Raw genomic sequence first — 12,206 nt, forward strand, 5'->3', positions numbered from 1 at the left:
CCGCGTCAGACCAAGTGCGGGGAACGCAAGTCCGCTTGCCCGCACCGCAAACGCAAGGGGTTCAGTCCATGTGCTTGAGGCCGACCCGCAGGTAGTCCCAGCCCGTCACCACCGTCAGTGCGGCGGCCGCCCACAGCGTCGTCAGGCCCACGGTATGCGGCACGTTGATTACCAGCGCGCCGAGGTCGAGATTCCACCACGGCATCGCCACGCCAAGGATCAGCGCCCCCAGGCAGATCAGCTGGAACGTCGTCTTCCACTTCGCAAGGCGACTGACCGGCACCGAAACCTGCAGCCCCCCAAGAAACTCACGCAGGCCCGACACGGCGATCTCACGCACGAGGATGACGAGGCCCGCGATCACGTGCATGTCGCCCACGAAAGGCCCACGCAGGATGCCTTGCGCGGTCAGCACCAGAATCACCGTCGCCACCATGATCTTGTCGGCGATAGGGTCGAGGAATACGCCCAGCTTCGACACCGTCCCGCTCGAACGAGCAAGATAGCCGTCGAAATAGTCGGTGAGTCCCATCAGGCAGTAAAGCCCGAAAGCCAGTCCGTACCCGAATTCCCATCTGGGCCACCAGAGCAGGAAGGCCAGCAACGGAAGGGCGACGATGCGTGAAAGCGTCAGGATGTTCGGCAGAGTCAGCATGATGGGAATGCCATAGCCCGCAATCGCTACGGGAATAAAGTGGTGAACAGGGCTTGTGCCCCCGCCCCATGCCATTAAGTGTCCCGACGACCAATGAGCAAGGCCGGCGGCATACTTAGATCATGACCACGACGACCCAACTCATCCGGGCGCGACGTTTTCTCCCCCTTTTCGTCACCCAGCTTCTGGGCGCGTTCAACGACAACCTGTTCAAGAACGCGATGGTGCTCTTCGTCGTCTACGAGGTGTACCACTCGGAAGGCCAGGAGGCGCGGTTCAGCGCGATGGCCTCGGCGATCTTCATCATCCCCTTCTTCCTGCTCTCGGCGCTGGCCGGACAGCTGGCCGACATGCGCGACAAGGCGAAGCTGATTCGCATCATCAAGGCCTGCGAGATCGGCATCATGCTGGTCGGCGGCGCGGGCCTTGCCCTTGCGTGGCAGGGGCAGGCGCTCGACGCCGTGGCCATCCCGCTGATGCTGCTGGCGCTGTTCGCGATGGGCGTTCACTCGACCTTCTTCGGACCGATCAAGTACGCGATCCTGCCGCAGCACCTGAAGGACGGCGAAGTCCTCTCCGGCACCGGGCTGGTCGAAGCAGGTACGTACATCGCCGTACTCGCCGGCACGATCGTCGCAGGCTGGATCAGCGTCGACGCCGCCGCGATCGGCGTGATCGTCGTCGCCGTCATCGGCTGGTTCGCCGGACGACAGGTCCCCTCCGCCCCGCCGCTGGGCAAAATCGAGCCGCTCGACTACCACGTCATCCGCGCTTCCGTGCGCCTCGTGCGCACCACGATGCAGGACCGCCGCGTGTTCCTTGCCATCTGCGCGATCAGCTTCTTCTGGGCGATCGGCACCGTGCTGTTCGTGCAGTTCCCGCCGCTCGCCAAGAACATGCTGATGGCCAGCAAGGAAGTGGCCAGCCTGTTCCTCGTGATCTTCTCGGTCGGCGTCGCAATCGGGTCGATGGCGATCAATGCGCTGCTCAAGGGCACCGTTTCCGCGCGCTGGTCGCCGATCTCGGTGATCGGCATGGGCGTGTTCCTCGTCGCCTTCCAGCAGGTCTGCCGCATCTGGCCGCCGCATAGCGGAACGGGAACGCTGATGGACGTGGGCATCTTCGTCGTGCAGCCGCTGGCGATCCCGCTGATGCTGACCTTGCTGGGCATCGCCATCTGCGGCGGTATGTTCGTGGTGCCGCTTTACGCCTTCCTCACCACCTTCGTGCCCAAGTCGCAGACCGCGCGCACGATTGCCGCAAACAACATCGTCAATTCGGGCGCGATGGTCGTCGGTTCGCTGGCGACCGGTGTAATGACGCTGATGGGCGTTGCGGTGGCGCAGCAGCTTCTGGTCGTCTCGCTGTGCTGCGTCGCCTCGGCCTGGCTGGGATACCTGCTGTTCCGCGCCGAGAAGTGCCCCAGCGTGGGTTGAGGCGCACATTTTTCGTAATTGCGAGCGTAGCGAAGCAATCCAGGGCAGTGTCCAGCCGCTCTGGATTGCTTCGCTACGCTCGCAATTACGCTACAGGTAAATGGCGACGTCTCGCCGTATCAGGCGATGAACAGGGTGATCGCCACGAAACTCGCGCAGTAGGCGGTCAGAAACCCCCGCCAGTCGCCGCCGCTGAGGCGCCATTTGCGCGCGGCCTCCACATCTTCGTCTTCCTCCTCAAGCGATTCGGTGAAGACGTGGGGCGGCAGTGAGCGGCGGAACCAGTGCCCGGCCGACTCCTGCGTGAGGACGAGTGCGCGACGTGTCATGCTTCGCATAAGTCACGCATTAACGATTTGTTTACCATTGCGCAAAGCGCTTGGCGAACCCTTCCCGAAACGGGACGATTCGTTCTTGCAAGCATCGGAAACCCAAAGAAAAAGGGCCGCCCTAAGGCAGCCCTCTCGCTGGTTTCCGTCAGGAAGAGGTTAGGTCAGACCCGGTCGCCGAGCGCGCCCTTGACCTTGCCGATGCCCTGCTGAAGCTCGCCCTTCTTTTCCTGGGCCTTGCCTTCTGCCTGCTGGGCCGGGTCGTTGCGCGCCTTGCCTGCGGCCTGCTTGACGTTACCGGCAATCTCGTTGCCCAGGCCCTTCACGGTGTCCTTGAGTTCACCCACGGCGGTATCTCCTTAGCTCGGCGGCGAAACATCTCGCTGCCGTCACGTGAAGAGAACACGCTGCTCCGCCGCTAAGTTTCGTACGCCTGCGCCGAGGCGTGCCTTAGCGGCGATATGTCGTCACTCCCCTGCCAGCCCCAGCACATAGTCCCACTCCTGCGGCGTCACCACACCCACCGACAGGCGCGAGAACTTCACCAGTTCCATCTCCGCCAGCTTGGGATCGCCCTTCACTTGCGCGAGTGTCACCGGCCGCTTCAGCTTGCGCACCGGCTTCACCTTGACCGCCGCCCACTTGCCCTCGGAATCGCTGGGATCGGTGATCCCGGCCTTGCTCACCGTAGCGATGCCGACGATCTCCTTGCCGATGTTGGAGTGGTAGAAGAACACCTCGTCTCCCACTTCCATGGCGCGCAGGTTGTTGGCGGCGCGGTGGTTGCGCACGCCGTCCCATGTGCCCTCGCCTTCCTTCACAAGATCGTTCCAGCCGTAAGCATCGGGTTCAGACTTCATCAGCCAGTATGCCATGCCCGCACCTTCCATCGTAAATTTCCGGCCCGAATTAGACTGTGACGGCCGGGGCGCCTAAAGGGGCGGCATACCGACTCGTTACGGATTGCACTACCATGGACCTCGCACAAATCCCCGTCCTCAGCCTCGTGGCCGACAGCGCCGACCTGCCCGCGCGCATCGGCGAGAGCTTCCGCACCTTCGGCTTCGCGATGATCCGCGACCACGGTATCGACCAGTCGCTGATCGACCAGGCCTGGGCCAGGACCGAGGAATTCTTCGCCCTCCCGGTCGAGACCAAGCAGAAATACTTCATCCCCGGCCAGGGCGGCGCGCGCGGCTATACGCCGTTCCGCACCGAAGTCGCCAAGGGCGCCAAAGAGAAGGACCTCAAGGAATTCTGGCACGTCGGCCGCGACGTTCCCGCCGATTCGCCGCTCGCCGCCTCGATGCCGCCGAACATCTGGCCGACCGAGGTTGAAGGCTTCGAAGAGACCTTCCGCGAACTCTACGCCCAGTTCGACGAGGCCGGCGCCAAGGTGCTCTCAGCGATCGCCGTCGACCTCGGCCTCGATGCGGGTTGGTTCGACGCAGGGATCGAGGACGGCAACTCGGTGATGCGCCTGCTGCACTACCCGCCGGTTTCCGCTGAATCCGGAGGCGCCATCCGTGCCGGCGCGCATGAGGACATCAACCTCATCACCCTGCTGCTCGGCGCACAGGAAGCGGGCCTCGAACTGCTGAGCAAGGACGGTCGCTGGCTCTCGGTCGCGCCGCCCGAAGGCGCCATCGTCGTCAACATCGGCGACATGCTGCAGCGCCTGACCAACCACGTGCTGCCCTCGACCACGCACCGCGTCCGCAACCCCGAGGGCGCGCGTGCCGGGCACAGCCGCTACTCGATGCCGTTCTTCCTCCACCTGCGCAGCGACTTCCGCTTCGTCACCCTGCCCGAGTGCGTGAGCGACGAGAACCCGGACCGCTACCCGGTCTCGATCACCGCCGACGACTACCTGCAGGAGCGCCTGCGCGAGATCGGTCTGAAGATGTGAACGGCGCCGATTAAAACTCTGTAATAGCCCAAGCCCCGGCCCGCTGATGCAGGCCGGGGCTTTTTCGTTAACTGATATTTCAGAGGAACTGCGTAGCTCCAACGGCTTACAAGCCACGCCCTTGGAGGGGCCATTTCGTGCACGCAGCAAGTATCCTTTCCTCCCGGCGTGACACGGAAGGCAGCGAGGTCGACATCGTCGCTTTCGGCATCGTTACCGCGGCGATCATTCTTTTCGTCGCCACCGGCAGCGAAATCGGCCCGGCGGTCGTCAATTCGCTCGCCGGACAGGGGCCGGGGCCGGACCATTTCCTGCTCAACGCCTTCCTGCTCAACATCGCGATCATCATCTTCGGCTGGAGCCGCTACCGCGAACTGTGCGACGAGATCATGCTGCGCCGCGCCGCCGAGCGTGAAGCGCGGCGTCTAGCCGAAACCGATTCGCTCACCGGCTTCCACAACCGCCGCAGCTTCAACCTGAGCGTCGACGCGCTGATCGATCGCAGCGCGACGGCCGGGCGGGCCGTGGCAGTGCTGATGATCGATCTCGACAACTTCAAACAGGTCAACGACTACAACGGCCACGCCACCGGCGACCGCCTGCTGGTGGAATGCGCCCGCCGCATCACCGCCGCGCTTCCAGAAGGCACCATCGTCGGCCGCATCGGCGGCGACGAATTCGCCGTAGCCGTTCCGTTCGAGCCCCGTCACAGCGAAACCGTCGACAGCATCGCCGCCGCGCTGGTCCAGGCCATCGCCGAGGGCTCGCGCATCAGCAACGCGACGATCGACGTCACCGCCTCGATCGGCCTCGCCCGCGCCGAATCACGCACCACGTCCTCGCCCGCGCTGCTGGAGATGGCCGACGTCGCGATGTACCACGCCAAGCGACAGGGCCGGAACCAGTTCTCGTGGTTCGAGCCGCAGATGGCGCACGAGATGCGTTTCCGCGCCGACCTAGAGGCAGGCATCCGCCAAGGCATTCCGCGCGGCGAATTCGTACCGTTCTACGAACAGCAGGTGGATCTGGAGACCGGCGAACTCACCGGATTCGAGATGCTGGCACGTTGGGATTCGCCGCAGTTCGGCATCGTCGCGCCTGACATCTTCATCCCCGTCGCCGAAGAGATCGGCGCGATCACCGAACTCTCGCGCAGCGTGATCGCACAGGCGCTGGAAGACGCGAAACTGTGGGACCCGAAGCTGACGCTGGCGGTCAACATCTCGCCCATCCAGCTGCGCGACCCGTGGTTCGCCCAGAAACTCCTGCGCATGCTGGTGGAGGCCAACTTCCCGCCGCAGCGGCTGGAGATCGAGATCACCGAAAGCTGCCTCCACCAGAACCTGGGCCAGGTACGCACGCTGGTGACCAGCCTCAAGAACCAGGGCATCCGCATCAGCCTCGACGATTTCGGCACCGGCTACAGCTCGATCGGGCAGCTCAAGCAGCTGCCGTTCGACCGCATCAAGATCGACCGCAGCTTCGTCTCCAGCATGCTCGACGACGAGGACAGCGCCGCCATCGTCCGCGCCGTGGCGACGCTGGGCGAAGGGCTGCACATGCCGGTAACGGCCGAGGGGATCGAGACGCAGGCCGTGCTCGACCACTTGCGCCAGTACGGCGGGATCACCGGCCAGGGCTATCTGTACGGCCGCCCCCGCCCCGCGGCCGAACTCGGCGAATGGCTGGGTGAGGAACCCAAGACCGAAGTCGCCCCGGATGATACACCGGAAGTGAAGCGCGCCTGACGTCGTCCCGGACCTGATCCGGGACCGCTTGCCTTGAGCGACCTTGCTCTCGGCAAGGCGTCTCGCCGACCGCATCCGCCTAAAGACAGCCACCGGTCCCGGATCAAGTCCGGGACGACGAAAACGGCAGGGGAAATTGACCTTCCCCCCCGCACCACCTAAATCGCGCGCATGCGGATCGACTTCACCAAGATGCACGGCCTGGGCAACGACTTCATCGTGCTCGACGGCCGCGTGCACGCGCTGCCCCCGGTGGACGCCGCCTTCGCCTCGGCGCTGGCGGACCGCCACACCGGGATCGGCTGCGACCAGCTCATCGTCCTCGAACCCTCGATGGACGCCGATTTCCGCATGCGCATCTTCAACGCCGACGGCAGCGAGGTCGAGGCTTGCGGCAACGCCACGCGCGCGGTCGGCCTGCTGCACGGTGAACCCGCCCGGATCGAGACGCTCGGCGGGCTCGTCATCTCCACGCCCACCGATGGCGGCATCAGCGTCCAGATGGGCAAGCCGCGCTTCGACTGGAACGCGATCCCCCTCGCCTACGCCATGGACACTCACGCCATGCCCGTCGCGTGGGAGGAACTGGTGAACCCGATCGCGGTCAACGTCGGCAACCCGCACGTCATCTTTTTCGTCGCCGATCCCTACGCGATCGACATGGCCCGCATCGGCCCGATGATCGAGACCGACCCGCTGTTCCCCGAGCGCATCAACGTCAACGTAGCTGGCATCACCGCGCGAGACGCGATCACCCTGCGCGTGTGGGAGCGCGGCGCGGGCCTCACGCGCGCCTGCGGCACCGGCGCCTGCGCCACCGCGATCGGCGCGATGAAGCGCGGCCTCGTCGACCGCCGCGTCACCGTGACGCTGCCCGGCGGCCCGCTGGTGATCGAGTGGCGCGAGGACAACGAGATCGTCATGACCGGCCCCGCGACCGAAGCCTTCCGCGGTTCGTTCGACGCCGCCGATTTCGGAGCGCACATCAGGATCGCCATTTGACCGTCGAGGTCCATTCGCTCGGCTGCCGCCTGAACCTCGCCGAGAGCGAGACCCTGCGCGGGATGCTGGGTGAGGCGGACGACCTCGTCGTCATCAACTCCTGCGCGGTCACGGCGGAAGCCGTGCGCCAGACCCGCCAGGCCATCCGTCGCGCCCGCAAGGCCCGTCCCGACGCGCGCCTCCTCGTCACCGGCTGCGCGGCCGAAGTCGAGCGCGAGGCGCTAGCGGCGATGCCCGAGGTGGACGGCCTCATCGCCAACACCGCCAAGCTCGACCCGCGCGCCTGGAACGTGCCGCTCGCCACGCGAGCGCCGGAAACCCGCGCCCACACCCGCGCCTTCGTGCAGGTACAGAACGGCTGCGACCACGCCTGCACCTTCTGCGTCATCCCGCAAGGCCGAGGCCCGAGCCGCTCGCGCACCGTCACGCAAGTGCTGGACGACGTGGCCCGCCACCTCGACGCAGGCGTACAGGAAGTGATCCTCACCGGCGTCGATCTCACCTCATGGGGCGACGACCTGCCCGGAGAGCCGCGCCTCGGTACGCTGGCAGAAGCGATCCTTACCCGCTTCCCCGGCCTGCCGCGCTTGCGCCTCTCCTCGATCGACGGCGCCGAAGTGGACGACCTGCTGTTCGACCTCCTCGCCTCCGAGGCGCGGGTCATGCCCCATGTGCACCTCTCGCTGCAGCACGGCCACGACCTGATCCTCAAGCGCATGAAGCGCCGCCACTCGCGCGCCGACGCGGTGAACCTCGTTGCAGCCCTGCGCGCTCGCCGCCCGGAGATCGCCATCGGTGCCGATCTCATCGCCGGTTTCCCCACCGAGGACGACGAGGCGCACGCCGCCAACCTGTCGATCATCGAGGCGCTGGGTGTCGTCCACGGCCACGTTTTCCCCTACTCGCAGCGCCCCGGCACCCCCGCCGCGCGCATGCCGCAGGTGGAGCATGCGACGATCCGCGCCCGCGCCGCGCAGTTGCGCGCAAAGGTCGCGGAAACCCGCGCATCGTGGCTTGCCGCGCATCTGGGCTTGCCGCTATGGGTGCTCGCCGAAAGGGGCGGGAGCGGCCACGCGGCCGACTTCGCGCCCGTCCGGGTTCCCCCCGGCACGCCGCCCGGCGCGCTGGTGGAAGTGACCCCGACCCGAATTGTCGAAGGAATGCTGGAAGCATGAGTACCCCTGACCCCCAGCAAAACGAGGGGGCATCAAGCGACTGGTCCGACCGTCTCTTCGGAGGCTTTCGCCAGACCTCGCAGCGCCTCGCGGGCAACCTCGCGGGCCTTGGCGGCGGCACCCGTCTGACCTCGGCGCAGCTCGATGCGCTGGAAGACGCGCTCATCATGTCCGACCTCGGCCCCCGCGCCGCCGCCCGCATCCGTGACCGGCTGGCCGAGGAGCGCTTCGAGCGCGACGCGGATGAACGCGCCATCATGGAAGTCGTCGCGCGCGAGATCGCCGAAATCCTGCGCCCGGTCGCCAAGCCGCTCGACATCGTCGCCTTCCCGCGCCCGCAGGTGATCCTCGTGATCGGCGTCAACGGCTCGGGCAAGACCACCACGATCGCCAAGCTGGCGCACCTGTTCCAGGAGCAGGACTATTCGGTCATGCTGGCAGCCGGAGACACCTTCCGCGCCGCCGCGATCGGCCAGCTCAAGGTCTGGGCGGAGCGCCTCTCGATCCCGATCGTAACCGGTCCCGAGGGCGGCGACCCCGCCTCGATCGTGTTCGACGGCCTCAAGGCCGCGACCGAGCAGGGCATCGACGCGCTGATCGTCGACACCGCCGGGCGCCTCCAGAACAAGCGCGAACTGATGGACGAACTGGCCAAGATCCGCCGCGTCCTCGGCCGCCTGAACCCCGCCGCGCCGCATGACGTGGTGCTGGTGCTGGACGCCACCAACGGCCAGAACGCGCTCTCGCAGATCGAGATATTCAAGGAAGTGGCTGGCGTTTCCGGGCTCATCATGACCAAGCTCGACGGCACCGCGCGCGGCGGTGTCCTCGTCGCGGCGGCGGAGCAGTACGGGTTGCCGATCCATGCCATCGGCGTCGGCGAAAAGATCGACGACTTGCGCCCCTTCAACCCCGACCTGCTCGCGCGGGTCATCGCGGGGATCGCGTGATGAGCGCCGATGCTGCCAAGAAGCCCAAATCCAGCTGGCTGAACCTCGTCGTCGATTTCGGGCCGCTGCTGGTGTTCTTCCTCGCCTACCGGCACTTCTCGCCCGAGGGCGACGGCAATTCGATCGCCACCGTCACCGCCGTCATCAAGGGCACGATCGCCTTCATGGTCGCGACCGTGGCGGCGCTGGTCGTGTCGAAGTGGCGGCTCGGCCATGTCTCGCCGATGCTGTGGCTGACGACGGTGCTGATCCTCGGCTTCGGCGCGCTGACGGTGGTGTTCCGCAATGCGATCTTCATCCAGCTCAAGCCCACCGCCGTCTACCTGATGTTCTCGGCCGTGCTGTTCTTCGGGCTGTGGCGCGGCAAGGCGATGCTCAAGTACCTGCTGCAGGCCGCCTTCGAGGGGCTGGACGACGCCGGCTGGATGATCCTGTCGCGCAACTGGGCGTGGTTCTTCCTGGTGCTGGCGGTGCTGAACACGGTGCTGGTCTATACCGTCAGCTTCGACACGTGGCTGCAGGCCAAGCTCTGGGGCTTCACGGTGCTTTCGTTCCTGTTCACGTTCTCGCAGCTGCCGATGGTGCTGAAGCACGGCATGGGCGAAAGCGCGAAGGAAGAACTGGTCGAGAACCCGCCGCACGATTGAACTCGACCTACCGTCCGCGACATCAGGCCGTCCGCGCGCAGAGGGCGCATGCATCACATCACCCCGCCTGCCCGCACGATCATCGTCGTGGGCCGCACCGACAAGACCCGCGATTCGGGCGATATCCAACGCATCCTGCTGATGCTGGAAGCACAAGGGTTCAAGGTGCACTGGTTCGTATCCGACTATACCCGGTCTTACGAGGACATCGGTGCGCGCATCGTCGCCAGATGGCCCCGACTGTGCTGGCGGGACCGCGACACCGCGCCGCGCCGCATGCTACGCATGCTGCTGCGGCTCGTGCTGGTGGTGCTGGATCAGCACCGCTACGACCACCTCTACACATTCCTCCACGGCCGGTCTGCCAACGACGCGCGGCAATTGCGACGAATGCTGGATGCGATGGGTGATCATGCCGCCTGCATCGTGACACATTCTGCAGGCGGCATCTCGGCCACCAGTGTCGCCGATCATCGCGCAATCGCCCGCATCGTCTGCTTCGCGTACCCGTTCCGGCATCCGGAGCGCCAGCCACAAGCCTACCGGACGGCGCACCTGCCTGCCGTCACCAAGCCGCTGCTGATCGTCCAGGGCGATGCCGACGACTATGGCGCCGACCCGTCCGACTTCCGACGCCACCTGCCCCCGAGCGCGCGCGTGGTATCGCTCGCCTGCGGTCATGACTGCGACCGACTACGATCCTCCGAGTTCAGCCGCGCGTGGGCGGCGGTTTCCGGTTTCTTGGAGATGCAGTCCGAACAGACATGAGGGTGTTCCCGAAAACCTGCGTCTTTCCTACAAAGGTACGGCCACGATACTGTCGGCAGCCGCTCAGGCCATGAGCGGACCGCGAATGCACATAGTGACACCTTGTTGTAATGCAGGCGCGCACAAAAAAAGCCTCCGCCCAAGGACGGAGGCTTCTTGATCCCACCCGCAAAGGTGCGGAAAATCAGATCCCGGCGATCGCCTGGTCCACCAGCGCCTTGTCGGCGGCGGCGGAATGGTTCGCGGCGATCAGGCCCTTCGCGGCAGCGGCGGCGGCAGCGGCAGCCTGATTGCGCAGCTGGGTCACGGCAGCGAACTCGGCTGCGGTAATCTTGTCCTGCGCCATCTTCTCGCGGCGGGCGATGGTCTCGGTGGTGTCCGCCTCGGCCTTGGCGACGATCGCCTCGGCTTCGTGACGGGCATGGTCGAGCATCGCGGCGGCGTCCTTCTCGGCGTTCGCGATCTTGCTCGCGTATTCCGAACGAAGGACTTCCGCTTCGGCGCGCAGCGACTTGGCTTCGGCGAGTTGGGCCTTGATCTCGGCGATCTTGCCGTCGAGACCCTTGCCGATCATCTTCGGCACGCCTTTCCAGGCCAGGATCGCGAGCAGCACGATCATCGAGCTGCTGACGACCGCGACCGGCGGCGCGAAGCCGAGGAACAGCGGTTCGGCGTGATGCTCGGTCGAAGCGTGCGTACCTTCGGCACCCGTCACTTCGGCGGCTTCATGGTCGAGGCCGTGCTCGACGGCGGCGTTGGCGTCAGCCATGGACCAGGTTCTCCTTCACGGCGCCGCGCACGACGTCGTCGCCCAGCGACAGGCCGGCGATGCGGCTGACGATGTCGCGGGTCGCCTCGGCGGCCACGGTCTCGATATCGTCGGCAGCGGCACGGCGCGCCTCGGCGATGCGGGTTTCCGCACCGGCTAGGGTGGCGTCGATCGATGCCTGGGCAACGGCGAGGCGCTGCTCGGCAGCGGCTGCGGCCTTGGCGCGGGCGTCGGCGATGGTGCCCTGCGCCGAAGCGCGGTTGGCGTTCTCGCGGGTGCGCCAGGAGGCCTCTTCGGCATCGGCCTGGGCACGAGCGGCTTCGGCTGCCTTGAGGTCGGCGGCGATCTGGTTGTCACGGCTGGCGACGGTGTCCATCACCTTCGGCACCATGCCCCGTCCAACGACGAAGAAGGTGATACCGAAGAAGATCAACAGCCAGAAGATCTGGCTGGAGTAGAACTCGCCTAGCTGAGCGATCTGAGGCATGGGTTCAGCCCTGTCTCGAAGGAAGCCGGAAAAAATCTTGCCGGAAATCCCGGCCGCCTCACCAAAGGGTCAGGGCGGCCGGAAATCCGGTCAAACGCGAGCGATCAGGCGAAGATCAGCAGCGCGGCAATGACGAACGAAAGCAGGCCGAGAAGCTCTGCACCGGCGAAGCCGATGAACAGGCGACCCTGCTGGGCGTCAGCGGCGCCCGGGTTGCGCAGCGCGCCTTCGAGGAACTTGGCGAAAACGTTGCCCACGCCGATCGAGGCGAGGCCGGCGCCGATTGCAGCGAAACCGGCTCCGAGCAGCTTTGCAGCTTCTGCGTCCATAT

Annotated in this window: 15 protein-coding genes; 8 read left to right on the forward strand and 7 right to left on the reverse strand. The window is 65.9% G+C overall.

The genetic code is table 11. The annotated features are described in order from the left end of the window. Positions 1 to 61: 61 nt before the first annotated feature. Entirely contained in the window at positions 62 to 655 is a 594-nt protein-coding gene (gene pgsA / locus BES08_RS07415) for a CDP-diacylglycerol--glycerol-3-phosphate 3-phosphatidyltransferase (protein WP_008833269.1), read from the reverse strand. A 122-nt stretch (positions 656 to 777) separates the two neighbouring features. On the opposite strand from pgsA, the gene BES08_RS07420 reads away from it, so the two are divergent. Continuing rightward, complete coding sequence (locus tag BES08_RS07420; RefSeq protein WP_008833270.1) at positions 778 to 2,091, forward strand: MFS transporter; 1,314 nt, start codon at positions 778 to 780, stop codon at positions 2,089 to 2,091. A 119-nt stretch (positions 2,092 to 2,210) separates the two neighbouring features. Here the strand turns inward: BES08_RS07420 and BES08_RS07425 are convergent, their stop codons facing one another. From BES08_RS07425 to BES08_RS07435, 3 genes are all read right to left on the reverse strand, one after another. After that, a complete protein-coding gene (locus tag BES08_RS07425) occupies positions 2,211 to 2,420 on the reverse strand; it encodes a hypothetical protein (RefSeq protein ID WP_231958197.1) in 210 nt (69 codons plus the stop codon). A gap of 164 nt (positions 2,421 to 2,584) precedes the next feature. After that, positions 2,585 to 2,767 carry a CsbD family protein gene (locus BES08_RS07430; protein ID WP_008833272.1) on the reverse strand — a complete coding sequence of 61 codons (183 nt, stop codon included), beginning with the start codon at positions 2,765 to 2,767 and terminating at the stop codon, positions 2,585 to 2,587. A 120-nt stretch (positions 2,768 to 2,887) separates the two neighbouring features. Further along, positions 2,888 to 3,295 carry an EVE domain-containing protein gene (locus BES08_RS07435; protein WP_051211604.1) on the reverse strand — a complete coding sequence of 136 codons (408 nt, stop codon included), beginning with the start codon at positions 3,293 to 3,295 and terminating at the stop codon, positions 2,888 to 2,890. A gap of 98 nt (positions 3,296 to 3,393) precedes the next feature. Between BES08_RS07435 and BES08_RS07440 the strand changes: the two genes are divergently transcribed. From BES08_RS07440 to BES08_RS07470, 7 genes are all read left to right on the forward strand, one after another. After that, the gene (locus BES08_RS07440) at positions 3,394 to 4,329 is read left to right on the forward strand and encodes an isopenicillin N synthase family dioxygenase (RefSeq protein ID WP_008833274.1); all 936 of its coding nucleotides are present in this window, start codon (positions 3,394 to 3,396) and stop codon (positions 4,327 to 4,329) included. A 137-nt stretch (positions 4,330 to 4,466) separates the two neighbouring features. Next, positions 4,467 to 6,077 (forward strand): putative bifunctional diguanylate cyclase/phosphodiesterase, encoded by a 1,611-nt coding sequence (locus BES08_RS07445; RefSeq protein WP_008833275.1) that lies wholly within the window; start codon positions 4,467 to 4,469, stop codon positions 6,075 to 6,077. Between the two features lie 171 nt (positions 6,078 to 6,248). Further along, entirely contained in the window at positions 6,249 to 7,079 is an 831-nt protein-coding gene (gene dapF, locus BES08_RS07450; RefSeq protein WP_008833276.1) for a diaminopimelate epimerase, read from the forward strand. After that, positions 7,076 to 8,254, forward strand: coding sequence for a MiaB/RimO family radical SAM methylthiotransferase (locus BES08_RS07455; RefSeq protein ID WP_008833277.1), 1,179 nt, complete (start codon positions 7,076 to 7,078; stop codon positions 8,252 to 8,254). Before dapF ends, BES08_RS07455 begins: the two co-directional genes overlap by 4 nt. Beyond that, positions 8,251 to 9,204 (forward strand): signal recognition particle-docking protein FtsY, encoded by a 954-nt coding sequence (gene ftsY, locus BES08_RS07460; protein WP_008833278.1) that lies wholly within the window; start codon positions 8,251 to 8,253, stop codon positions 9,202 to 9,204. Before BES08_RS07455 ends, ftsY begins: the two co-directional genes overlap by 4 nt. Next, a complete protein-coding gene (locus BES08_RS07465) occupies positions 9,204 to 9,851 on the forward strand; it encodes an inner membrane-spanning protein YciB (protein ID WP_008833279.1) in 648 nt (215 codons plus the stop codon). Before ftsY ends, BES08_RS07465 begins: the two co-directional genes overlap by 1 nt. Positions 9,852 to 9,899: 48 nt before the next feature. Further along, positions 9,900 to 10,619, forward strand: a complete 720-nt coding sequence (locus BES08_RS07470; protein WP_051586711.1) for an alpha/beta family hydrolase — start codon at positions 9,900 to 9,902, stop codon at positions 10,617 to 10,619. A 184-nt stretch (positions 10,620 to 10,803) separates the two neighbouring features. Here BES08_RS07470 and BES08_RS07475 read toward each other — a convergent pair whose 3' ends face one another. The 3 genes from BES08_RS07475 to BES08_RS07485 all read right to left on the reverse strand — a co-directional run bounded on the left by BES08_RS07475 (position 10,804) and on the right by BES08_RS07485 (position 12,204). Further along, positions 10,804 to 11,388: a F0F1 ATP synthase subunit B family protein gene (locus BES08_RS07475; protein WP_008833281.1), complete on the reverse strand. Its 585-nt coding sequence runs from the start codon at positions 11,386 to 11,388 to the stop codon at positions 10,804 to 10,806. Then, positions 11,381 to 11,875 (reverse strand): F0F1 ATP synthase subunit B family protein, encoded by a 495-nt coding sequence (locus tag BES08_RS07480; protein WP_008833282.1) that lies wholly within the window; start codon positions 11,873 to 11,875, stop codon positions 11,381 to 11,383. The genes BES08_RS07475 and BES08_RS07480 overlap by 8 nt, the downstream gene beginning before the upstream one ends. 104 nt (positions 11,876 to 11,979) lie before the next feature. Further along, positions 11,980 to 12,204, reverse strand: coding sequence for a F0F1 ATP synthase subunit C (locus BES08_RS07485; protein ID WP_008833283.1), 225 nt, complete (start codon positions 12,202 to 12,204; stop codon positions 11,980 to 11,982). Positions 12,205 to 12,206: the final 2 nt, after the last annotated feature.

Origin of the sequence: Novosphingobium resinovorum (assembly GCF_001742225.1) — a bacterium.
Taxonomy (GTDB): Bacteria; Pseudomonadota; Alphaproteobacteria; order Sphingomonadales; family Sphingomonadaceae; genus Novosphingobium; species Novosphingobium resinovorum_A.

Bases quoted from the DNA above. Each gene is read 5' to 3' on its own strand.
- ftsY (WP_008833278.1), top strand. From the start codon at position 8,251: ATGAGTACCCCTGACCCCCAGCAAAACGAGGGGGCATCAAGCGACTGG.
- BES08_RS07425 (WP_231958197.1), bottom strand. From the start codon at position 2,420: ATGACACGTCGCGCACTCGTCCTCACGCAGGAGTCGGCCGGGCACTGG.
- BES08_RS07485 (WP_008833283.1), bottom strand. From the start codon at position 12,204: ATGGACGCAGAAGCTGCAAAGCTGCTCGGAGCCGGTTTCGCTGCAATC.
- BES08_RS07440 (WP_008833274.1), top strand. From the start codon at position 3,394: ATGGACCTCGCACAAATCCCCGTCCTCAGCCTCGTGGCCGACAGCGCC.
- BES08_RS07480 (WP_008833282.1), bottom strand. From the start codon at position 11,875: ATGCCTCAGATCGCTCAGCTAGGCGAGTTCTACTCCAGCCAGATCTTC.
- BES08_RS07435 (WP_051211604.1), bottom strand. From the start codon at position 3,295: ATGGCATACTGGCTGATGAAGTCTGAACCCGATGCTTACGGCTGGAAC.
- dapF (WP_008833276.1), top strand. From the start codon at position 6,249: ATGCGGATCGACTTCACCAAGATGCACGGCCTGGGCAACGACTTCATC.
- BES08_RS07475 (WP_008833281.1), bottom strand. From the start codon at position 11,388: ATGGCTGACGCCAACGCCGCCGTCGAGCACGGCCTCGACCATGAAGCC.
- BES08_RS07420 (WP_008833270.1), top strand. From the start codon at position 778: ATGACCACGACGACCCAACTCATCCGGGCGCGACGTTTTCTCCCCCTT.
- BES08_RS07470 (WP_051586711.1), top strand. From the start codon at position 9,900: ATGCATCACATCACCCCGCCTGCCCGCACGATCATCGTCGTGGGCCGC.
- BES08_RS07465 (WP_008833279.1), top strand. From the start codon at position 9,204: ATGAGCGCCGATGCTGCCAAGAAGCCCAAATCCAGCTGGCTGAACCTC.
- pgsA (WP_008833269.1), bottom strand. From the start codon at position 655: ATGCTGACTCTGCCGAACATCCTGACGCTTTCACGCATCGTCGCCCTT.